Annotated in this window: 20 protein-coding genes; 9 read left to right on the top strand and 11 right to left on the bottom strand. The window is 65.9% G+C overall.

The features are described from left to right. Positions 1-393 precede the first annotated feature (393 nt). Both ACIA8C_RS25645 and ACIA8C_RS25640 read right to left on the bottom strand, forming a co-directional pair. On the bottom strand, positions 394-1,269 hold the full coding sequence (locus ACIA8C_RS25645) for a TIGR03619 family F420-dependent LLM class oxidoreductase (RefSeq protein ID WP_397138857.1): 876 nt from the start codon (positions 1,267-1,269) through the stop codon (positions 394-396). A gap of 684 nt (positions 1,270-1,953) precedes the next feature. Beyond that, complete coding sequence (locus ACIA8C_RS25640; RefSeq protein WP_397138935.1) at positions 1,954-2,457, bottom strand: VOC family protein; 504 nt, start codon at positions 2,455-2,457, stop codon at positions 1,954-1,956. A gap of 134 nt (positions 2,458-2,591) precedes the next feature. Here ACIA8C_RS25640 and ACIA8C_RS25635 point away from each other — a divergent pair, with 134 nt between their 5' ends. The 3 genes from ACIA8C_RS25635 to ACIA8C_RS25625 all read left to right on the top strand — a co-directional run bounded on the left by ACIA8C_RS25635 (position 2,592) and on the right by ACIA8C_RS25625 (position 4,104). Beyond that, complete coding sequence (locus ACIA8C_RS25635) at positions 2,592-2,954, top strand: hypothetical protein (RefSeq protein WP_397138855.1); 363 nt, start codon at positions 2,592-2,594, stop codon at positions 2,952-2,954. A 48-nt stretch (positions 2,955-3,002) separates the two neighbouring features. Then, positions 3,003-3,638 carry a TetR family transcriptional regulator gene (locus ACIA8C_RS25630; protein WP_397138853.1) on the top strand — a complete coding sequence of 212 codons (636 nt, stop codon included), beginning with the start codon at positions 3,003-3,005 and terminating at the stop codon, positions 3,636-3,638. Positions 3,639-3,717: 79 nt separating this feature from the next. Then, positions 3,718-4,104 carry a VOC family protein gene (locus tag ACIA8C_RS25625; protein ID WP_396993745.1) on the top strand — a complete coding sequence of 129 codons (387 nt, stop codon included), beginning with the start codon at positions 3,718-3,720 and terminating at the stop codon, positions 4,102-4,104. Here the strand turns inward: ACIA8C_RS25625 and ACIA8C_RS25620 are convergent. Then, positions 4,092-4,901 (bottom strand): HugZ family protein, encoded by an 810-nt coding sequence (locus tag ACIA8C_RS25620; RefSeq protein ID WP_397138851.1) that lies wholly within the window; start codon positions 4,899-4,901, stop codon positions 4,092-4,094. The two genes, ACIA8C_RS25625 and ACIA8C_RS25620, sit on opposite strands and share 13 nt — an antisense overlap. A 144-nt stretch (positions 4,902-5,045) precedes the next feature. Here ACIA8C_RS25620 and ACIA8C_RS25615 point away from each other — a divergent pair, with 144 nt between their 5' ends. After that, complete coding sequence (locus tag ACIA8C_RS25615) at positions 5,046-6,137, top strand: hypothetical protein (RefSeq protein WP_397138849.1); 1,092 nt, start codon at positions 5,046-5,048, stop codon at positions 6,135-6,137. A 648-nt stretch (positions 6,138-6,785) separates the two neighbouring features. On the opposite strand, the gene ACIA8C_RS25610 is transcribed toward ACIA8C_RS25615, so the two are convergent. From ACIA8C_RS25610 to ACIA8C_RS25595, 4 genes are all read right to left on the bottom strand, one after another. Beyond that, positions 6,786-8,021, bottom strand: coding sequence for a lipase family alpha/beta hydrolase (locus ACIA8C_RS25610; RefSeq protein WP_397138847.1), 1,236 nt, complete (start codon positions 8,019-8,021; stop codon positions 6,786-6,788). A 49-nt stretch (positions 8,022-8,070) separates the two neighbouring features. Then, on the bottom strand, positions 8,071-9,054 hold the full coding sequence (locus ACIA8C_RS25605; RefSeq protein WP_397138934.1) for an SMP-30/gluconolactonase/LRE family protein: 984 nt from the start codon (positions 9,052-9,054) through the stop codon (positions 8,071-8,073). A gap of 608 nt (positions 9,055-9,662) precedes the next feature. Next, the gene (locus ACIA8C_RS25600) at positions 9,663-10,379 is read right to left on the bottom strand and encodes a metal-dependent hydrolase (RefSeq protein WP_397138845.1); all 717 of its coding nucleotides are present in this window, start codon (positions 10,377-10,379) and stop codon (positions 9,663-9,665) included. Between the two features lie 855 nt (positions 10,380-11,234). Beyond that, positions 11,235-13,472, bottom strand: a complete 2,238-nt coding sequence (locus ACIA8C_RS25595; RefSeq protein WP_397138843.1) for a serine/threonine-protein kinase — start codon at positions 13,470-13,472, stop codon at positions 11,235-11,237. 213 nt (positions 13,473-13,685) lie between these two features. On the opposite strand from ACIA8C_RS25595, the gene ACIA8C_RS25590 reads away from it, so the two are divergent. Genes ACIA8C_RS25590 through ACIA8C_RS25580 form a run of 3 tightly spaced genes read left to right on the top strand, consistent with a single transcriptional unit; the run spans position 13,686 to position 14,941 of the window. Further along, entirely contained in the window at positions 13,686-14,144 is a 459-nt protein-coding gene (locus ACIA8C_RS25590) for an SRPBCC domain-containing protein (RefSeq protein ID WP_397138841.1), read from the top strand. After that, the gene (locus tag ACIA8C_RS25585; RefSeq protein WP_397138839.1) at positions 14,141-14,479 is read left to right on the top strand and encodes an ArsR/SmtB family transcription factor; all 339 of its coding nucleotides are present in this window, start codon (positions 14,141-14,143) and stop codon (positions 14,477-14,479) included. The genes ACIA8C_RS25590 and ACIA8C_RS25585 overlap by 4 nt, the downstream gene beginning before the upstream one ends. Positions 14,480-14,497: 18 nt before the next feature. After that, positions 14,498-14,941: an SRPBCC domain-containing protein gene (locus ACIA8C_RS25580; RefSeq protein ID WP_397138837.1), complete on the top strand. Its 444-nt coding sequence runs from the start codon at positions 14,498-14,500 to the stop codon at positions 14,939-14,941. Here ACIA8C_RS25580 and ACIA8C_RS25575 read toward each other — a convergent pair. Together ACIA8C_RS25575 and ACIA8C_RS25570 are read right to left on the bottom strand one after the other, a co-directional pair. After that, a complete protein-coding gene (locus ACIA8C_RS25575) occupies positions 14,938-15,267 on the bottom strand; it encodes an endonuclease domain-containing protein (protein WP_397138835.1) in 330 nt (109 codons plus the stop codon). The two genes, ACIA8C_RS25580 and ACIA8C_RS25575, sit on opposite strands and share 4 nt — an antisense overlap. 625 nt (positions 15,268-15,892) lie before the next feature. After that, positions 15,893-16,042, bottom strand: a complete 150-nt coding sequence (locus ACIA8C_RS25570) for a hypothetical protein (RefSeq protein WP_397138833.1) — start codon at positions 16,040-16,042, stop codon at positions 15,893-15,895. Positions 16,043-16,262: 220 nt separating this feature from the next. Here ACIA8C_RS25570 and ACIA8C_RS25565 point away from each other — a divergent pair, with 220 nt between their 5' ends. Beyond that, the gene (locus ACIA8C_RS25565) at positions 16,263-16,892 is read left to right on the top strand and encodes a YitT family protein (protein WP_397138831.1); all 630 of its coding nucleotides are present in this window, start codon (positions 16,263-16,265) and stop codon (positions 16,890-16,892) included. Between the two features lie 126 nt (positions 16,893-17,018). On the opposite strand, the gene ACIA8C_RS25560 is transcribed toward ACIA8C_RS25565, so the two are convergent. Continuing rightward, positions 17,019-17,435: a hypothetical protein gene (locus ACIA8C_RS25560; protein WP_397138829.1), complete on the bottom strand. Its 417-nt coding sequence runs from the start codon at positions 17,433-17,435 to the stop codon at positions 17,019-17,021. Further along, positions 17,432-18,094 (bottom strand): hypothetical protein, encoded by a 663-nt coding sequence (locus ACIA8C_RS25555; RefSeq protein WP_397138828.1) that lies wholly within the window; start codon positions 18,092-18,094, stop codon positions 17,432-17,434. The genes ACIA8C_RS25560 and ACIA8C_RS25555 overlap by 4 nt, the downstream gene beginning before the upstream one ends. Before the next feature lie 144 nt (positions 18,095-18,238). Between ACIA8C_RS25555 and ACIA8C_RS25550 the strand changes: the two genes are divergently transcribed. Next, on the top strand, positions 18,239-19,072 hold the full coding sequence (locus tag ACIA8C_RS25550; RefSeq protein WP_397138826.1) for an SGNH/GDSL hydrolase family protein: 834 nt from the start codon (positions 18,239-18,241) through the stop codon (positions 19,070-19,072). Positions 19,073-19,096 lie beyond the last annotated feature (24 nt).

Raw genomic sequence — 19,096 nt, 5'->3', positions numbered from 1 at the left:
TCGCCTGCTGCGGGCGGTATTGCCTTAGCGGTCTGAACGAGGCGCGGTACAGCCAACCCGGCGCTCGCAGCGGCTCCCGACGTTGCTCGGCCGAGCGCCCTGCCCGCACGGTTACTTCGGATAACGGCCCGTCTTTCCTGAACCAGCAACAGCCGCACTCTTTCTCGGGATCCGCACTGCCTCTAGGGCTCTATTTCCGGTGCGGCTTCCGAGAGAGTGCGGATCTGGGCCCTGCAAGTCGTACGGCGCGATGCTCGGTGGCTCCGTTCGTTGGATGCTGAGCGTGTGGTCAGGGCGGCCCATCGCGGCGGCTCAGGTCGCTCGGTGGGCAAGACACCTCGGATGGCCGTTCACGGCACAGGGCCGGAGCAACTCTCGTTGATCGTGCGGTGCTCAGTTGCCGGTGCGGGCGATGACCTTCTCGGCGAAGCGGGAGAGGTTCGTGATCTTGGTGTCGAGGGGTTCGGTGTCCTGTTCGAGGGTGTAGGGGAGGCGGAAGCCGACGATGACGTCGGTGACGCCTTTGTCCTCGAGCCGTTTGATGCCGTCGACGGTGAATCCGTCGAGCGAGATCACATGTACCTCGAAGTCCTTGCGTGTCCCGTATTCGGTACGCAGCGCTGCCAATTCGACGAGCAGCCGGTCGAGTTCGGCGCCGTCGCCGCCCGCGTGCATCCATCCGTCGCCACGTTGTGCCGCGCGCCGTAGTGCGGGCTTGCTGTGCCCGCCGATGAGGATCGGCACCGGTTCGGTCGGCACCGGACTGATCTTGATCGGCGGAATGTCGTAGAACTCGCCGTGGAACTCGAAGTATCCGCCCGCGGTGAGCCCGCGCACGATGTCGATGCACTCGTCCATCCGGGCGCCACGCTTCTCGAACGACACATCCATGATCTCGAAATCATCGGGCCACGGACTGATCCCGACGCCGAGCCCGAACCGATTACCGCTCAACGCGGCCACCGACGCGCTCTGCTTGGCGACCAGCACCGGCGGCCGGATCGGCAACTTCAGCACGAACGGCGTGAACCGCAACGTGGTAGTGGCCGCCGCCATCGCCGCGCTCAACACGAACGCCTCGATGAACGGCTTGTCCTCCAAGAACTCCCGGCTCCCGTCGGGTGTGTACGGATACTTCGCGTCGGAATCCCGCGGATAGGCGATGCTGTCCGCGACCGCCATCGACGTGTACCCGGCCGCCTCGGCAGCCTGGGCCAACGGCACGTAGTACGCCGGGTCCGTCATCGTCTCGGCATAGGTGAAGCGCATATCAGACGCCTTCCTGGCGCCGCAGCGCCGTGTGTGCCCGGTGTGGCGCTCGAAGAACGAGCCCTCCCCGAGGCGGTTCTACTCGAATGGCCGCCGGGGTCCGGCGCGATGTTCGACGCGCAGGCTCCGGCGGCGTACAGCCCCTCGATGGTCCGCAGCATTGCTCCGTCGACGGTGACGCTGAGGGCGCCGTAGGTGACCTTGCTCCAGCGGCTGATCGGACCGCCGCCCGGTGCACGACCAGAATTCTGGCGGCACTACCGAATTCAGCAGCCCACCAATTCCCGCGGGCCAGTGCGACAACGTATGGGGTCAAATCGCAGGCGCCCCAGCGGTCTTGGGCCAACGGTGTGATCCAGTCCGGATGTTTGCCGAGCGCGGGGACGTGCTCGTCGGTCACGTCGTACTTGGCCAGGATCTCCTGCAGAGTGCCGACGGGCAGGCCAGGATCGGCACGTCCGCACCCACCTCGGCCGTACCCGCTCCCGCTTCGGTCGTACCCGCTCTGGTCGTACCCGCTTCGGCCGTGCCCGCTCCCGCTCCGGTCGTACCCGCTCCCGCCGTGCCCGCCGCACCCGCACCCGCACCCGCACCCACTCCGGCGACACCGAATCCGACCACCAGCACGTCCGCAGTTTTGTCCCCACCGCGGCGTCCTCGACACCAACTGCGGAATTTCGGTTCCTACCGCCACGGATTCGCGAACCCTTCCGGAATCAGCGCATCGAACATCGCCTTCATCTCGTCCGACAGCCGCATGAGCTCGAAGCACGACCCGATCGGCCCACCATCGAGATACGCGAACTCCATCCCGACGCCCGCGAACTTGCCTTGCGCGACCACCTCGATCCCCGCCGACCGTGCCTCATCGAGCGCACCGTCATAGTCCGCGGGCACCCACGCCGCATGGTGCAGCCCGGGCCCCACCCGATCGAGATGCTCGCTGTACAAGCTCACCCCACCGCGCGGCTCGATCAACTCCAACTGCTGCCCGCCCGCGTATCCGAGCCCCACGGTGATCGTGTAATCAGCTGGTGCACCACGCAATTCGCACAGGTCCGGCCCGAAGTGCACATCGGGAATGGTGAACCATTTCGCCACCCCATACCGCTCGCTGAACTGCCGTTGCGCCGCCGCCATGTCCCGCACCACCCAGCACAGCTGAAAGATCGGCCCGGCCGCGATCATCGGCAAGACGCGTTCGTGGTGAATTGGCTGTGCCGAGCACAGTGAGACGTCGGCCGATCATGCGCTCGGGCATGAGACGCCGCTCGGCGCTGGTTCTCGCCACCGACAACGATCGTGCCGTCGGCTTCGCTCGGATGATCGACGAGCTGTATGCGCCCGTCGATGGTCGGCGGCCCGCAGCTGGCTGTCAGCGGGTAGGCCCACGAGTCATCGGAGCGGATGCTCGGCGATTGATCCGCGGAATCGAATCCTTGGCCGCGATCCGCCGCCACAGATCCCAGGCCGGTGCCGGACCGTCGAGCAACTTGGGATCGCGCGCCGCGGCCGTGATTGCCGAAACGCTGCGTGCCGCGATCCCCGCACCCGCCGAGGTCGAGTTGTACGCATCGTGGTCCACCCAAGCGGGTGGCCGCGGGATTGCCTTGCGCCGCAAGGCTTCGGCAGCGTTGTGCGCCGATCCCCACCGTCACCCGCTCGCTTCCCACTTCTTCAACTAAACACGCATGCTTAACCCAGTCAAGCCTTGGGTTTAGTACAGTCCACCTATGCTAATCGCCGATTCGCGCGCGTCCCTGCTCGACGCGGGGGAGCGACTCATCGCCGAACGCGGCGTCGAAGTCCCGCTGCGCGAGATCGCCGCGGCCGCGGGCCACCGCAACAACTCCGCGGTGCACTACTACTTCGACTCCCGCCACGGCCTGATCGAAGCCATCGTCGACCGCCGGATGAACTGGCTCGAAGAACGCCGCATGCAGCTGCTCGCCACCCACGAAGCCGACGGCGCCGCCCACGAGATCAACACCCTGGTGACCATGCTCGCCGCGCCGATCCTCGAACTCATCACCCAGGAAGACGTCACCCACTACGGCCGCTTCCTCGAGGTGGTGCGCGCCCACCCGGTCGTCGCCGACCCACGCCGCCTCGCGGGCACCGACCGCGCCGCCGTGCGCATCCTCGCCACCCGCCTAGCCGCCGCCCTACCCCAACTCACCCCACGTCGACGCCGCCAACGCCTCGAAACCATGACCACCGTCATGTTCGCCTTGATCGCGGACTACGAACGCACCCTCGAAGCCGGCCTGCGCAAACCCCATCCCGACGACACCGCCGAAATCACCGACATGATCGTCGCCATGCTCACCGTCCCCACCCGCGACTCGAAACCCGCCAACCGCCGCTGAACCGCGTGAGGGGTCGGCGGGGCCGAATGCTGACGGTGGGTTGTCAGGAGTAGTACTCACGCTGGGATACGGTCGCGTAGTGGAACTCCTAGGCATTCATCACGTGGCGATCATCGCGTCCGACTATGTCCGCTCCAAGCGGTTCTACGCCGAAACACTCGGCCTCGCCGTCATCGCCGAGCAGTACCGGGCCGAACGCCGGTCCTACAAGCTCGACCTGGCCATCCCCGGCGGCAGCCGCATCGAACTGTTCTCCTTCCCCGAACCGCCCGACCGGGCGAGCTGGCCGGAGGCCGCGGGACTGCGGCACCTGGCGTTCGCGGTCCGCGACGTCGCCGCGGCACTCGACGAGCTCGCCGCCAAGGGGGTCCGCACCGAAGAACTGCGCGTCGACGAGGTCACCGGCAAACGAATGGCGTTCTTCTTCGACCCCGACGGCCTGCCGCTGGAACTCTACGAAGTCTGATTCATTCCCCGCGCCCGCCGCGCCAATTCGACTGTCGCCGCACGCAACTCATCGATCGCACCGATCGGCTCGGCATAACCCACCCTGGTCCGCGCCACCCCGCGCGGCGTCACCACCCGCAAGTCCAGCCCATACCGATCGGCGCGCTCACAGCTCGCCTCGGTCGCGTCCGGATACCCACCCAGCGCCTGCGCCATCGCCAGCAACGCGGGAGCATGATCGTCATTGAGATGCACAATCGCGCTCGCCGCGACCGGCACGATCGGATCCGGCGTCGTCTCCGCGTACTGCTCCGCGGTGGCCGAATCCATCCGCCCATACCCGCCGACCCAGCGCACCCGACGAACCCGCAGTATCCACACCGAGAAATCGCTGTAGTCGATATAGAACTTCGCCGCGGGCACCGCCGCCAGGTGCGCCTCCCGCGCGGCATCGGCCTCGGCACCCACCGGCCGCTCCACCACGCCTGCCAGTGTGATCCTGGTCCCCGCCAGCGGATCCGCGGGCGCGTCCGGCGCCACGATCGAGAGACTGGCCCGCTGATCGCCCGCCAAGTTACGACCGTGCTCGGCCATCCGGGACACGCACAGCACCGGCTGCCCGTCCAGCAGCCCATACGTCACCAGCGACGCCCACGGTGTGCCGTCGTCGCTCAAGCTGCCCAGCGTCGCGGTATTCGTCGATGCGGCAACCGTTCTCGCCTCCTCGGCGGCCGACGGCCGAGCCGCATTCGCCACCGGCCCGGTCGGCTGCGGGATCGAAGGAGCGTCGCCGGGGTCACCATGGTCGAGAGTCATGCCATCCATCCTCTCCTGCCCGACCGACAAGAGAGCAACGGGTACGGGCCTTTTCCGGCCCGCCCGGTCGAATCGGCATGCGTAGTGCGGCCAATGGATCGGATTGACCGCGCGGATCGCGCCGGAATAGACCAGACTTGCCGGGTGACCCGATACGCATTCGACGCCGACCACAACGTGCTCGTCGCCATCTGGGCGACCGGCCGAGGTGACCTCGCCCAAACGGTTGCCACCTTGCCCCACACGGTAACCCAAGATCAGGCAACAAATCTGGCGTCGAACCTGACCACGCTGTCGCGGTTCCACTGGCGCACCTACACCCACCCGGCCAGCGCGGCAGGCGACCCCGACATCCCCAACAGCGAAGCCTGGCGCCGCGCCGAAGAACGCCGGAACTTCAAGGAGGTCGAGGCAGGCATCCGCACCCCCAACCTGCCCTCCGAAGAAGGACTCGTCGTCTCCTACAGCGGCGTCGTCGAATCCGCGCACCGCGTCGGCCGCACCCTCTACGACATCGACGACCTCGCCCTGCGCGACACCATCGCCGCCGAGGTCAGCAACGAACAAGCCGCCATCGAATCCGCCGAACGCGGCGACCTGTCCGGCCGCGCCCGCCAAGCCGTCGAACTATCCCGCCCCGACGTCTCCCCGGCCCAGGTACAAGCCGCCGACGACCTCTTACGCGCCGACCCGCTCGGCTCCATCGAACTGTTCACCGAACTCGACCCAGCCTCCGCCTCCGTCGCCGCCGCCCACTGGCTGCTCGCCGCCGCCGAGGTCGCCGGCGAAATGGCCGGCGTGCCATGCACCGACGTCGTCGTGGAAGCCGACGACATCGAAGCACTCCAGGTCGAGACCCCCACCCTCGTGCTCGAACGCCTCGACGCGGGGGAGAGCCCCACCGAAGTCGTCGTCGACCTCATCGCCGAAGCCATGGCCGTGCACGAAGGCCGCGTCCCCGCCCCATGGGCCGTCGTCGGCCGCGTCGCCGAAATCGAAGAGCAGGCACGCAAATTCGAGGTCGACGCCGACACCCGCGAAGCCATGCTCGCCGGCTTCCGCATCAGCCGCCTCGACCCCTCCCGCCCCGCCCTCGACCTCCTAGAAGACCTCCTCGACGGCATCCGCGGCTGCCTCCTCCTCTACGCAGCCCACACCGACGACCCCGACGTAGAAACCCTCTTCACCGCCGACGTCCGCCTAGAAGCCGACGCCGACCCCGAACACCTCCTCTGAACTCGCCCACGCAGAACACAACAGGCTGGGCCTCTCGAGACCCAGCCTGCTGCGCAGACCGCCCCCGACATGTAGCTGTCCTCCGAAGTGCGCCACCAGTGGGCCACCGATCGCATTGGTCGAGGCCGGGCCACCGATCGCATTGGTCGAGGCTGGGCCGCCGATCGCATTGGTTGACGCCGCGGGCCGCCGATCGCATTGGTCGAGGCCGGGTCGGTCGATCGCATTGGCTGGCGTCGCGGCCGCCGATCGCATTGATTGACGCCGCGGCCCGCCGATCGCATTGGCTGGCGTCGCGGCCCGCCGATCGCATTGATTGACGCCGCGATCGCCGATCCAATGGTTGACGCCCCGGCCGTCGTCACCTCGAGGGCTCGTTACGCCGACCTGACGTACCAATCACCCTCTTGACGCACCTTGCAACGTGCGTCAAGAACAAGCTTCGTACGTCAAGTGCCGCTCGATGGCGGTGTGCTGGCAGTTACGCCAGGCATCGGTTAGACGCCGGGCTGCCGTCAATTCGGGGTGACGAGCATCCGGCGTCATCGAATTGGTATTCAGTGGCACACCATGGCGGGAGGTCTCGGCCGATGCCGCCAGGGATTGGGTGGCGGCGAAACGGGTTTATGGACGTGGTTGGGGCGGGTGTTAGTTGGGTGTTGGGTCGGTGGTCAGCCAGGTGCGGAGGCCCTCGTAGACGGCGTGGTGGTTGAGGAGGGTGAAGTGGTTGGCGGCGGGGATGTGCAGGCCGTTGGAGTCATCGAAACCTATGCGGCGGGCGCGGTTTCGGCCTGCGGCGCTCGGGGTGAGGACTAAGCCGTCGCCGATGATTCGGCCGAGGGGGTGGCGCGGGCTGCGGGTGATGCAGGCGGTGACGAAGTAGTGGGCGACACCATCGAGGAGGGGGACCTCGCGAATGGCTCTGCGGGTCAACGCGTCTGTGTCGGCGCCGCGCCAATCCTCGTCCACCAGTGAGCCCTGCCGGAGATCGCGGATTCCCGCGCTGCGACGACGCAGCAGCCGCCCGAACGGGCGAGTCTCCGGCACGCGAACCAACGCGGCGGACGCGTAGTGCACGAGTTGCTCCAGCGGCGCACCCAGATGCGGCGAACCGAGACAGACAAGGTGGCGAACCTTGCGCACCCAAGCCAGCCCGGACTCGCTCGCGTCGAAACACGCGCCACGGGCGATCAACCCACCCATCGAATGCCCAACCAACGACAGCTGCTCGATCTCGACCGGCCAATGCTCGACAAGCCGCTCCAGCAACTCGCTCAACTGACGAGCATTCTCCGAGATGTGCAGACCGCTGTTGTACCGGATCTGCAGCGTGCTGTAACCCAGATCCTGCTCGATCCCCTCGGCGTAACTCGTCCGCCCACCCAGCCGCCACGCATGCTCGGTCTCCACCAACCCGTGCAGAAACACCACCACCCGCGCACTCGGCGCCGCGACATAGTTCCCGATCTGCTCGGGTGCCACCGGATCCCCGTCCACCCGCAACGTCATCGGCCCGGCCAGGATGGGCCGCGCGTCCTCCAGGTCGTCGCCGATCAGCCCCTGCAGCGCCCCGAGGAAGCCCGCCCCTAACACCGTCCGCGAAGGTGCTTCGGCACCGGGCAGATCCACCGTCTTCTCGGCCAACCGGCCCGCCGCGACAGCCGTCCCACTCACGATCCGATACACGCCGTCGGCGATCGCGTCGTGCACCACCTCCACCGGCGCCGCGGCCGGACCGACCCCGAACCGCACCGCCGCGAACACCCGCCCAGCGATCGCCCGGTGCACGGACGCGATCCCGTCCACCGCCCCGCCGAGCTCGTCGCCCGCCAACCGGGCGAGGGCCCGGACCTCGGCCTGTCGCTGGTGCGTCTGCTCAGTCATCGTTTCAGTGTACAAGCGTGCACTGAAATCGTCCCGTCGAAGCGGGACCTCAGGAGACTCGCGTCGCGCCGACCGCCGACTCGGTGAGACTGCCCAGATATAACGCACCGTCCCGCTCCACGACCCCGGTCACCATCGAGAAGTTCGTGCCTTCGATCTGCAAATCGTGTACCACCTTGCCATCGAAATCGACCGCCATCACCCAGATCGTTTTCGCCGGCTTCGGCTGCACCCAGTCAGGCAGCATCCACACGATCTGCCGCAGAATTCCCGGCAGCGGAAGCAACCGGTCCAGCAACGGGTTTCGCGCCGTAGGCAAAGCGATCCAGACATTCCCATCGCTGCCAAGACCCATATTGTCCGGGAACCCCGGAAGGTTTTCGATCAGGCAATCGCGAGTACCTGCCTTCGGCCCCGTCAGCCAGTAGCGCGAGACCCGATAGCCGCCGGTCTCCGCGACGAGCACGCACGAACGGTCGGGGGCAAGCACCACCCCGTTGGCGAAATCCAGGTTACTGAGCAGCGTGTCGACCCTGCCGGACGGGTCGCGGCGGAACAGCCTGCCGGTTCCCGAATGCTCGAGAATGTCGCCCATGTACTCGGCCAACGAGTAACGACTCGACGAGGACGAGAAGTAGATGGACCCGTCCTCGCCACGAACGACGTTGCTGGCGAAGGAAAGCCGCTCGCCATCGACCTCGTCGACGAGAACCTCCAGCGCACCGTCCGGACTCAGCCGCAACAACCCACGTTCGGAATCGCAGATCAAGAGGGTGCCGTCGGGATCGGCATGCAAGCCCAGCGGCCGCCCACCTGTATTTACGAGTCGACGCACGTCACCGGTGGACGGATCGATACTCAAGACCGATCCATCGGCGATCCCCGCGATCAGTCGTCCATCGGGGCCGAACACAACATCTTCCGGCCCCGCACCCGGCAGCTCGAGTCGGGTGACTTCGGGAAGCGTTGGCGTACTGCGACTTCGGCGCGCTCGCGGGGGAGCGGTCGGCGGTGTCCAGCGTTGTGGGTTCATCGTGGTGATGGGCACGACTCAGGGTAGCGCCGAGTTCCTGGTTGAACAGTGGGGGTAGGGGAGACCCACAGGATCGAACAATCGGGCATGGAGCGGGGCGGTAGCGGCTCCGGTCTGGCGTGCGTCGACAGTGCTGTGTGGACGGAAGCGACAACCCCCGAGCGCCGTGAGCAGCGGCCCTTCCGCATAGGGCCTAGAGCGGTGCGGATCCCGAGTGTGGGTGCGGATTTGGCTCAGAAGGATCCGCACTCGGGTTGCGACCCCGAGGACGGTTCTTAAAGAACATAGTGTTACGTAGATATGCGCATCTAACTATGTGCTGACGACCTGACCTGAGCTCACGACATCTCCGTACCCCTGATCAAAAACGCACAGAGCCCAGGGGGTGGCGACAACTAAACGTGGCCAACAGCTAGGGGAGGTTAGGTCCTCATATTTACTCGGCCGCGGCTCTGCGGGCCGGAGCGTGTTGGGCGGCTGACGAGGATAAGGTCGGGGCTCCGTGGCCATGGCTTATGCCGCGGCGGCGGAGCCCCGTGAGTAGGGAGGGCTCACCACCCCGCGCCGCTGCCATGGCAGCAGGGCCGGGCGGCTACATCTCCGGAGCGCTACGGCTGATGGGTGATCGAATACCACAGCACCGCCAGCGTCCCGAGTACGAACAGCGGTGAGAGGATCCAGGTTTCGAGCTTGTTCCCGGTGCGATCGATGATCGGGACCCTGGTGCGCAGCTTGAACGGCCAGAACAGCCGGCAGCCGCGGTCGGTGAGGCAGTCGCCGACGAGGTGCACCAGTGCGCCGAGGCCTACGGAGAACGGCAACCAGACGGGTTTGTCGGAGATCCAATGGTCCATTGCGAAGGTTCCCGCGACCGCGAGCACCACGATGGTTCCCCACGCCTCGATCCCGTCGCCAGGCGGGCACAGGTGCAGCGCGCGCACAGCGAGGGCGAGCAGGAAGAAGACGAGTCCGAGGGTGAACCACCGCCCGATCCAATGCTCACCGGCCCACGTGCCATAGGAGATGGCGGCAACGAAGGCGAAGGAATGGGTGGCGTGCCGGTGTCCGCCGGAGATCCCCGAGATCAACTTGCAGAGGTAGTAGGAGAGCGGACCGAGCACATGCGCGATCGTTCCCTCCGGGTGGTCGGCGTCTGGCAACAGCGCCGCACCCGCCGTCAGAAATGTTCCGAGGAGCAGATCGACGGGGCCGAGATGTCCTGATACACCTTGGATCGTCGGGTAGGTCAAGATCGCGACGGGCAGCGCCGCTGCTGCCCCCGACCAGGCCAAAGCGCCACTGGTCGCATGTGAATGTCCAAGCACCGCTTGAAGGTTAGTCACCTCAGCACCGTTCAGCGAATGCCGGTTCAGTGATCTTGTGCGGCGGTCGAATTGGGGGATGGGTAACTTGTGGCGATCGGGATCGACTGTGCCGCAGAGGGTAGGGGAGCGGGTCGGATGGATTACGGAGGGCAAGTTGGTATCTCGCGAGGGGAATAGCCGACCCGGCCCGGGCTGAGTGGGAATGGGACACTGTCAGCCTGTAGATCGCCAGGGGTTACTTGTCGAGTTCGTAGACGTAGGGAAAAACATTGCGGTACCTAGACGTGCGTATATATGCATATAAGCGCTATTAATGAGTCGCCAAGACAACAATATTCCGCTCTAACAAACCGCACAGAAGCCAGGGAACGGATGCGCATAACGAGCGGGAGGATCGCCCGAACACGCTCGGCAACACAGGCTGCTCGACCGCCGCGAAGTGCGCACCACATGCCAGGCTCACTCCGGCACCGAGCGCTGGTCAACCGCCGCGAGCGCGCCATACCGGTTACACAGTCCGCACCAGAGCCGGTGCGAATCCCGAGACCGGGCGCGGATTTCAGCGACGACGACGTCTCGCGGCACGGACTTACGGCAGGAAACGCCGCCTGCGGCTCTCGGGGCCGTCGGCCGCGCCGCCTGAGGGTTATCAGACCGTCAGGCGGCGCGGCCGAGTAGTCCCTTCAGATCAATCCATCAGCCGACGACGGCGTTACGTGACTCTTACATCTGCCGGGTGGTGGCACCGGACTGCCACATTCCAGCAGCGCCCGCACAAGCCGCCAGTTCGTCGGGGCTGCCATTGCCATCAGTACCCGGGGCCTCGAATCCGGAACGGCGGCAACAACTGTCCGGTCACGGCCGAGCGTGCGGGTTGACGATCCGGTCGAGGGCATGCAGGTCTGATTCCAGGGTGTAGAAGACCCGCAACGTGCCCACGAACGCGAACAACCCGCAGACACATAACCCCACGATCGATGCGATCACTGTCTGCTGCTGGGTGGGATCGAGGAACGCCACGCCAGCGGCAACCCCGAACAGGGGTACCGATGCGGCGATCCCGAGGTAGATCCGGCTCCGCCGAGCCAGCCGTCGCAGCTGAGCCGACTCGGCGGGGGAGCTGAGCCCAGCGGCCACCAATCCCGGGTAGTACCAACGCAGTACGAAGAACGTCACCGGAAAGTAGGTGTACACAACGGCCAGCGCGGCCGCGACCAAGTGCGAGGAGATCAGGTTGAACAGCAACCCCGCGGAGAGGTCGGCGATGGCGTGCAACTTGATGAGGAACGCCACCAACGCGAGCAGCCACCCCGCGAACGCCACGGCCGCGATGCGGTCACTGCAGGCAAGGGTGTCCGCCCGTGCCTTGGCGAGTGTCTGCTCGTCGTACTGCTTGCCTTGGCGCAATCCGTGCGGCACCAGGAACACCAGCCGACACCAGTACAGCAGGATCGCGATCCCCACCGGATAGCCGATAGCGGCCGCGATCAACCCGAGTTTGGTGATTTGCGCCTGCCCGTCGGCCCCGAGTTCGAGGTCGAGCAGTTTCGTGTTGTGCCCGGCCAGGTACAGCCCGCCGAGGAGCTGTCCGAGCGCGCTGGACAGCGTCACCACCGGCATCGGCCGCATCCGCAGCCTGCCCCGGAGGCTGCGGCGTGGCGGGTCGACGAGGTCGCGGGCGGTGCGGTCGAGGGTGAGCTCGAGGTGCTGGGCGAGGTCGGCGCCGGTGGTGTAGCGGTCGTCGCGGTCGGGGGATAGGCAGGTGAGTAAGGCGTGGCGCAGGATCTGCGGGCAGTCCGCCGGTGTGCTGGCTTGCAGGCGTTCGTCGATCGGTTTGCGGCGCAGTTCGATCATTCTGGTGAGCGAGGTGTCGGATTCGCCGATGCCGAGTTCGTCGGCGAAGGGGAGTCGGCCGGTGAGTAGTTCCCAGAGGACGACCGCGAGGGCGTAGAGGTCGCTGCGGGTGTCCAGGTCGGCGGCCGTGGTGGCCATGTTGGGATGGCAGGCTTCGAGCTGTTCGGGGGACATGTAGGCCAGTGACCCGCCGAAGTAGGCGACGGGGCTCGCGCCCGGAATGTGGGTGCTGAAGCTGATATTGAAGTCGGCGAGCTTGGGGTGGCCGTCGGCGGTGAGCAGCACGTTGGCGGGTTTGATGTCGCGGTGCAGCACGCCGGCGCGGTTGGCGTAGTCCAGGGCGGTGGCGAGTCGGCTGCCCAGCCAGGCGACGGCTTCGGACCAGCTGAGGCGGGCGAGTTCGGCTCGGGTGGCGGAGGGTTGGGGGGTCAGTACGCCGCCGGAGGTGACGGCGGCGTCGACCGCGTCGAGCAGCAGCTGGCCGGTGCGTTTCGCGACGGGTGTGCTGCGGACCAGGCGGAGTACGCCGAGCAGGGTGCCGCCTGGCACGTACTGCATGTACATCAGCTTGAGGTGTTGTTCTTCGATTTGGCGTTGGTCGAAGACGCGCACGATGTGTTCGTGATCGAGTTGGGCGAGGGTTTGTGGTTCGCTGCCTCGGTCGCGCGAAATCTTCACCGCGACAAGCCGTTGCATGGAGCGCTGCCGGGCCAGGAACACCCGCGCGAACGCGCCCTGGCCGAGTGCGATCAGTAGGTCGAAGTCGTCGATGGTGGCGCCGGGTGCGATGGTGTCGAGGGCGTTGATCGCGGTGGGGTCCGAGAGCAGGGTGGTGCGGAAGTTCTCGGCGGCCATGATGTCGGTGTCGAGCTGGGTGGCGAGCTGCGCCATTTGCGCGGCGAAGTCCTGCTCGTATTCGCTGAGGTCGAGTGCGGGGTCGCCGCCGCGGCTGCGTGCGGTGATCTCCTCGTAGATCAGGTCCGGCGGCAGTGGGGCGGCGTCGAGTTCGGGGAATTGTGCCCGATAGTCGGCGAGGCGTTTGCCGTGGTGGGTGTGCTGCCAGCGGTGCTGCAGGTCTACCTTGATCAATTCGATCAGTGCCGAGCGTCGCAGCCCGCGGTCGGCAGGCAGATGCGCCGCCAGGTCCGGTGGAGCGTCCGCGTCCTCCCAAGCACTGTCGAATCCAATAACCAGTCGCGTCAACGCAGTCTGCGTCGCCGCCACTCGGTCCATCTCCATGTGGCCCACCCGATCAAAAATGGCTTCCCGAGCCCCCACCCGAGAATAAACGATCATTACGGCCGTGGCCGTCGAATTACCTGCTACCGCTAGTCCTGCGGTCGGTCAGCTGCGCAAGGCGCCACCGAAACGATGTGCAACCAAGTGTTGCGCGTTGCGACAACCTCGGCTAACGTCATGCGCAACAAGTTGTTGCGAGTCAGAGGAGTAGGCATGGAACACGGACAGATCGAACGCACGATGCACATCGAAGCCACCCCCGAGGTGGTCTACGAGGTGATCAGCAGCCCCACCCACCTGAAGGAATGGTGGCCCGACGACGCCGACCTCGAACCCGTCCGGGGCGCGAGCGGCACGCTCACCTTCGGAACCGACGAGAAGCGCGACGTCGTCGCGATCACCGTGGTCGATGCCGAGCCACACCGGCTGTTCTCCTTTCGCTGGACCCATCCCGCCGACGAAACCGCGGCCGTCGGCAACTCACTGTTCGTCACCTTCGAACTCGCACCCTCCGGAGACGGCACCACGGTCCGCATGACCGAAACCGGTTTCCGCGAAATGGGCTGGGAGATCGCCGTTCTGGAGCAACAGTACAACGAGCACAGCTCCGGCTGGGACGGCTATCTGCCGCGCCTGGGCAGCTACGCCACCGGACTGATCGCCAGCCGATGAACAGCACCGTCGACGACGACCTGTGGTCCGCGATCGGCGACCCCACCCGGCGACGCATGCTCGACCTGCTCCTTGCCGACGGTGCGGGCACCGCGACCAGCCTCAGCGAGCAACTACCCGTCACCCGGCAAGCCGTCGCACGCCACCTCGGCGTCCTCGATCGAGTCGGCCTGGTACACGGGTCACCGGAGGGCCGGGAGCGGCGCTACCGCGTCGACGACGCCCAACTCGCCCGCGCCGTGGCGCAACTCAACGCGGTCGGCTCGACGTGGGACGCCAGGCTCCAGCGCATCAAGCGGATCGCCGAAGCGATCCAACGCAGCAAACAGCAGTAGCAATCGAGAGGAATCGAAATGGTAGACATTCTGCACCGGGTCGGGGTCATATCCCCGTCCGTCGACGACGTGTACGCGGCCCTGACCTCGGTCGACAAACTGGCAGGCTGGTGGGCCAGCGACACCAAGGGCGACGCGGACACCGGGGGAGTCATCGAGTTCCGTTTCACCGCGGGCGGATTCGACATGAAGGTTATCGACCTGCAGCCCGGAAAGCGGGTGCTGTGGGAGGTGGTCGACGGACCCGAGGAATGGATCGGCACCGAGGTCATCTGGGACCTGAAGCGCGAGGACGACTACACGATCATCCTGTTCAAACACGAGGGTTGGAAGGAACCCGGCGAATTCATGCACCACTGCAGCACCAAGTGGGCGAGCTACCTGCTGAGCCTGAAGCAGTTGGTCGAAACCGGAACGGGCGCACCGGATCCCCACGACGTCCAGATCAGCAACTGGCATTAGGGGAGGTGGTCGAGCACCTCGACGGATGAGTCGGAGGCGGCGAGAGCACTGTCGGCGTTGCGGTCGTTATTGCTTATGAACCGCTCGAGATAGGTGATCGCCGCGAGCATCCGAGTGGGGTCATCGCCGAATGCGCCGAGCCCCGCGTTGCATCGCGGACACAGTAATCCTCGGACGGCGCCGGAGGAGTGATCGTGGTCGACGGCGAGGGGAACCTTGCCGAGTTGCTGCCCATCTTTCCGCGGTCGGCCACCGACGCCCGAGAGGTCGACGTCATCCTCGTGGACGCAGCAGATGCCGCAGCGATAGTTCTGTTCCGCACGCATGGCGTCGTATTGTTCTGGCCGGATCCGATACTTGGCCCAGAGGTTTGCTCGCCGGACTACAGCGGGGCCTTGGCGTGCACGACGGGCTCGTTGATAACACGCCCCGCAGAGCGGAGCACGCGGACCTGGTTGGGCCATCAGGCTTCTCGGCTTTAGTTCGCCGCAGCCGTTTGTCGGCGAACAACGCACCAGATCGACAGGGGACGGTGGCTCGGCCATGGGGAGGAGTATGTCAGGGCCCACCGACAGATCATTTACTTTACATAGTGTTGATTATCGGCGTAGAAACGGATGTAGATAATCAGGGCTGTGCCGTCCGATGACGTTGGCGTGTGCGTCGTTTCGCGTGCCGTCACTCCCGGCTTCGGGAGGCTCTCCAGTTTGACTCATGGAAGGTCGGCGTTGTGTGGGTCGGATCGCTGTTGATCTCCCCTTGGCCGGATTTATCGCTGGTGTAAATATTCCGGTTTGCGCCTGATTTGGCCGGAAAGACTTGAGCCGGTTCCGGATTGGGTTTTTGGGGCTTCTCCCCTGGGTCCACCCACCTACCCCTCAAAACGTCACAGTGACGTTTTGAGGGGTAGGTGGGTGGACCTCAATTCTGTTGCGCGCCAGCCGTTCCGGGCTAACTTCCGCCGTTGCTGCCGTAGTAGCCACCGAGCAGGCGGCGGCGCTTGCGGTCCTTCTTCGCGTCGTCGGCGTCCTTGGTGTTCTGGTCGGTCGCGTTGGCGGGTTGCTCGTCGGTCTTGTCGGTGGTTTTGCGGAAGATGCCCATGATGATCCTGACCCTCGTTGTCCGGCGGCTGATGTTGCCTATCAGTGTGTTCGCCGCGCGCTGGGCGCCGCATCGGTCGCAAGTATCGTCCGGTGTACGCCGTGGGTAGGTTTTGTGGCGGTTATCCGCGAGTTGCGGTCCACCTGTGTGGCCAGCTGCGGGGCCAGCTGTTGCTGACTGGCTCTGTTTTCCGAGGCCAGTTGTCGGCGATGCTGGGCGGGTGTTGATTCGTCGCCTGGTGGCGTTGTATGTCGGGTTGTGGTTGTACGGGTTCTCGATGGCTGTGATGGTGCGTGCCGGGCTCGGGTTGGACCCGTGGGATGTGTTCCATCAGGGTGTGGCGGGCCATGTGCCGATCAGCTTCGGTGCGGTGACGGCACTGACCGGGATCGCTGTGCTGCTGGCCTGGATTCCGTTGCGGCAGCGCCCTGGCCTGGGGACGGTGAGCAATGTCGTGGTCATCGCGGTGTCGGTGGATGTCGGGCTGTGGTTGTTGCCCGCGTGGGAGATGATTCCGGTGCGGGTGGGTGCGATGGGTGCGGCGGTGGTGCTCAATGCGATCGCTACGGTGCTGTACATCGGTGCCGGGATGGGCCCGGGTCCGCGTGATGGGTTGATGACTGGACTGGTTCGCCGGACTGGTGTGTCGGTGTGGGTGGTGCGGACCGCGATCGAGGTGACGGTGTTGTCGGTCGGTTGGGTGCTGGGTGGCAGTGTCGGGGTCGGGACGCTTGTTTATGCCTTCGGCATCGGTCCGCTGATTCAGTTGCTGATTCCGGTAGTGAGTCGGTACCTGCCCGGTGTTCCGGTGCGGTCGGCGGAGGAACCCGTGGCGGTTGTCCCCGCGTGATCAGCTCCATGGCGCGTCGATCTTGCGCCCGTATTTTCCTCTACGGTGGGGGTGAACTCCCCCACAGTTCCCGAGCCCCTCCCTTGAAACGTCACTGTGACGTTTCAAGGGAGGGTAGGTGGTTGTCTAGAGTTCCGTAGATTTTGCGAGTCGCACCGGTTCGGCGGGTCGCGTGGGTCGCCACCGCCATGCCCGCGCCACCATCACCACAACGATCACCAGCGCGGCATGCAGCGCCCACAACGCGAGCCACGGCCGCAGGAAGCCCACCTCGGTGTACTGGCCGCGGTCGCCGACGCAGTACATCGAGTAGTTCGTGCTCTGCCCTTCGGAATCGTGCATGGTGTCCGAGACGACGATCGGCTCGGTGTAGGGCGCGTCGCAGAACAACGGTGCGGTCAATTTCGCCTCGCCGGGCCAGATCGCGACGGGTAGGACGCAGCCGAGGATCGCGGTCCCGGCGAGGATCGCCGCCAGGGTCGCCAGGATCCGGCGAGATCGGCGCGGGGTGCTGTCCGACAGGTTCTCGTACTGGTCGCTCATGCCTGGCTCATCCGCAGAAATGTTCCGGCACGGTCGAATTGGGCAACCACCGTGGTGCGTGGCGAGGTGACGTTGACGGTCATCACGACATCGGATCCGATGCGGTTGACCACGACCGAGGTGACGTAGCCGCCTGCCACGGCGGCCCGGGCGATCGCGGTATCGAGGACATCCTCGAGCCGGAGCAGGCCGGAAACGTCTGCGACATCGAACATTTCGTCGTCGGGGTTGTCGGCGGCCGACACGTGGACCGGTGTGGGGCCGTGCAGGGTTCCGTTGGCGAAGGTGTAGTCGTCTTGTTGATCCGGATGGGTGGGCACTTGGATACGTAAGTGTGCCGAGGGGTCCTGGCCTGCGAGGTTGTGGTTCTCGTCGAGGAAGCGAGTGACCGGTGGCTGCTGGTCGAGCATGCTCAGGCGGAAACCGTTCGACGCGGGTGCGGTGAGTGCGATGACGCTGGCGTGGATTTCGGTGGCGCCGAGACGTTGCCGGAGGCTGTCGAGGGCGGCGCTGGGCAGTGCTGAGACGAGTCCGCCGCCGCGGGCCTGGATGACCTTTTCGAAGTCGGCGCGGTCTACCGCACCGAGACAACCGGTGGTGGTGACGGCGATGAGGAATGCTCCGCACAGGGCCATGAGGCAGGAGCGGCGGTGTGGCATGGGCGGCATCGTATAGCGCTTGGGTGACTTAAGGATTGCTGCTCGCGTGTTAGGTTCACCAGCGTTGGACGTCCGGCTGGTTTGGCGTGGGAGGCGATGGTGCGCAAGGCGTCGCGGGCTGTGATCGCGTGTTGGGGTGTGGCGTTGCCGCTGGCTGTCGCTCCGGTGGCGTCGGCGGCTCCGGAGTTCGGTGAGTATGTGGCGCTGGGTGATTCGTGGGCGGCGGACGCGTCGTTGATTCAGGCGACCGATGACTTCGTGCCGTTGGGGTGTGCGCAGAGCAGCGGCAGTTACGCCAAGCAGGTGGCGGCCGCGCTGGCGGTCCCGGTGTTCCGGGACGCGACCTGCGGTGGTGCCATGACGAAGAACCTGGCCGGCCCGCAATCCACCCCGTTAGGGGTCAATCCCCCGCAGTTCGATCGCCTCACTCCGTCGACCGATCTGGTGACGCTCGAAATCGGCGGCAATGACGCGGGATTGGCGGCGACCGTGCAGCAGTGCCTGACCGCGGATCCCACGGCGTCCCCGTGCCTGAACGCCTGGGTGGTCGGCGGCGCGGACCGGATGTCGTCGAACATTCTCGCCGCCGAAAACAAGGTGACCGCGTCGGTCACTGGAATTCGCGAGCGCGCGCCACACGCGCGCATTCTGCTGCTGGACTATTTCGAAGGCGTCAGCACCGGACCCGGCTGCTTTCCGACGGTACCGATCTCGGACGCCGACGCGGAGTGGCTCGGCCGTAAACTGGTCGAGTTGAACGCGATGCTCGCCCGCGTGGCCCAGGCAACGGGCGTCGAGCTCGTCGACACCTACACCACCAGCAGCGGCCACGACGGTTGCCGCCCACCCGGCACCCGCTGGGTAGAGGGCCTGATCCCGTGGTCGAGCAACCCGCCTGGCGTGGCAGTTCCGTTCCACCCCAACCAACTCGGTGCCGACCATCAGGCACGCAGCGTATTGGCGGCGTTGAGCGGGTAGCCCCCTGCGGGCCTCACAGAATCA

The organism is Nocardia sp. NPDC051321 (assembly GCF_044455225.1).
Taxonomy (GTDB): Bacteria; Actinomycetota; Actinomycetes; order Mycobacteriales; family Mycobacteriaceae; genus Nocardia.
The sequence above is the reverse complement of the archived record's forward strand: the minus strand, read 5'-3'. Positions and strand labels throughout refer to the sequence as shown.

Bases quoted from the DNA above. Each gene is read 5' to 3' on its own strand.
- ACIA8C_RS25605 (WP_397138934.1), bottom strand. From the start codon at position 9,054: ATGAACCCACAACGCTGGACACCGCCGACCGCTCCCCCGCGAGCGCGC.
- ACIA8C_RS25595 (WP_397138843.1), bottom strand. From the start codon at position 13,472: ATGGAGATGGACCGAGTGGCGGCGACGCAGACTGCGTTGACGCGACTG.
- ACIA8C_RS25555 (WP_397138828.1), bottom strand. From the start codon at position 18,094: ATGCCACACCGCCGCTCCTGCCTCATGGCCCTGTGCGGAGCATTCCTC.
- ACIA8C_RS25630 (WP_397138853.1), top strand. From the start codon at position 3,003: ATGCTAATCGCCGATTCGCGCGCGTCCCTGCTCGACGCGGGGGAGCGA.
- ACIA8C_RS25570 (WP_397138833.1), bottom strand. From the start codon at position 16,042: ATGGGCATCTTCCGCAAAACCACCGACAAGACCGACGAGCAACCCGCC.
- ACIA8C_RS25635 (WP_397138855.1), top strand. From the start codon at position 2,592: ATGATCGACGAGCTGTATGCGCCCGTCGATGGTCGGCGGCCCGCAGCT.
- ACIA8C_RS25560 (WP_397138829.1), bottom strand. From the start codon at position 17,435: ATGAGCGACCAGTACGAGAACCTGTCGGACAGCACCCCGCGCCGATCT.
- ACIA8C_RS25640 (WP_397138935.1), bottom strand. From the start codon at position 2,457: ATGATCGCGGCCGGGCCGATCTTTCAGCTGTGCTGGGTGGTGCGGGAC.
- ACIA8C_RS25610 (WP_397138847.1), bottom strand. From the start codon at position 8,021: ATGACTGAGCAGACGCACCAGCGACAGGCCGAGGTCCGGGCCCTCGCC.
- ACIA8C_RS25645 (WP_397138857.1), bottom strand. From the start codon at position 1,269: ATGCGCTTCACCTATGCCGAGACGATGACGGACCCGGCGTACTACGTG.
- ACIA8C_RS25580 (WP_397138837.1), top strand. From the start codon at position 14,498: ATGGTAGACATTCTGCACCGGGTCGGGGTCATATCCCCGTCCGTCGAC.
- ACIA8C_RS25620 (WP_397138851.1), bottom strand. From the start codon at position 4,901: ATGACTCTCGACCATGGTGACCCCGGCGACGCTCCTTCGATCCCGCAG.
- ACIA8C_RS25590 (WP_397138841.1), top strand. From the start codon at position 13,686: ATGGAACACGGACAGATCGAACGCACGATGCACATCGAAGCCACCCCC.
- ACIA8C_RS25585 (WP_397138839.1), top strand. From the start codon at position 14,141: ATGAACAGCACCGTCGACGACGACCTGTGGTCCGCGATCGGCGACCCC.
- ACIA8C_RS25575 (WP_397138835.1), bottom strand. From the start codon at position 15,267: ATGCGTGCGGAACAGAACTATCGCTGCGGCATCTGCTGCGTCCACGAG.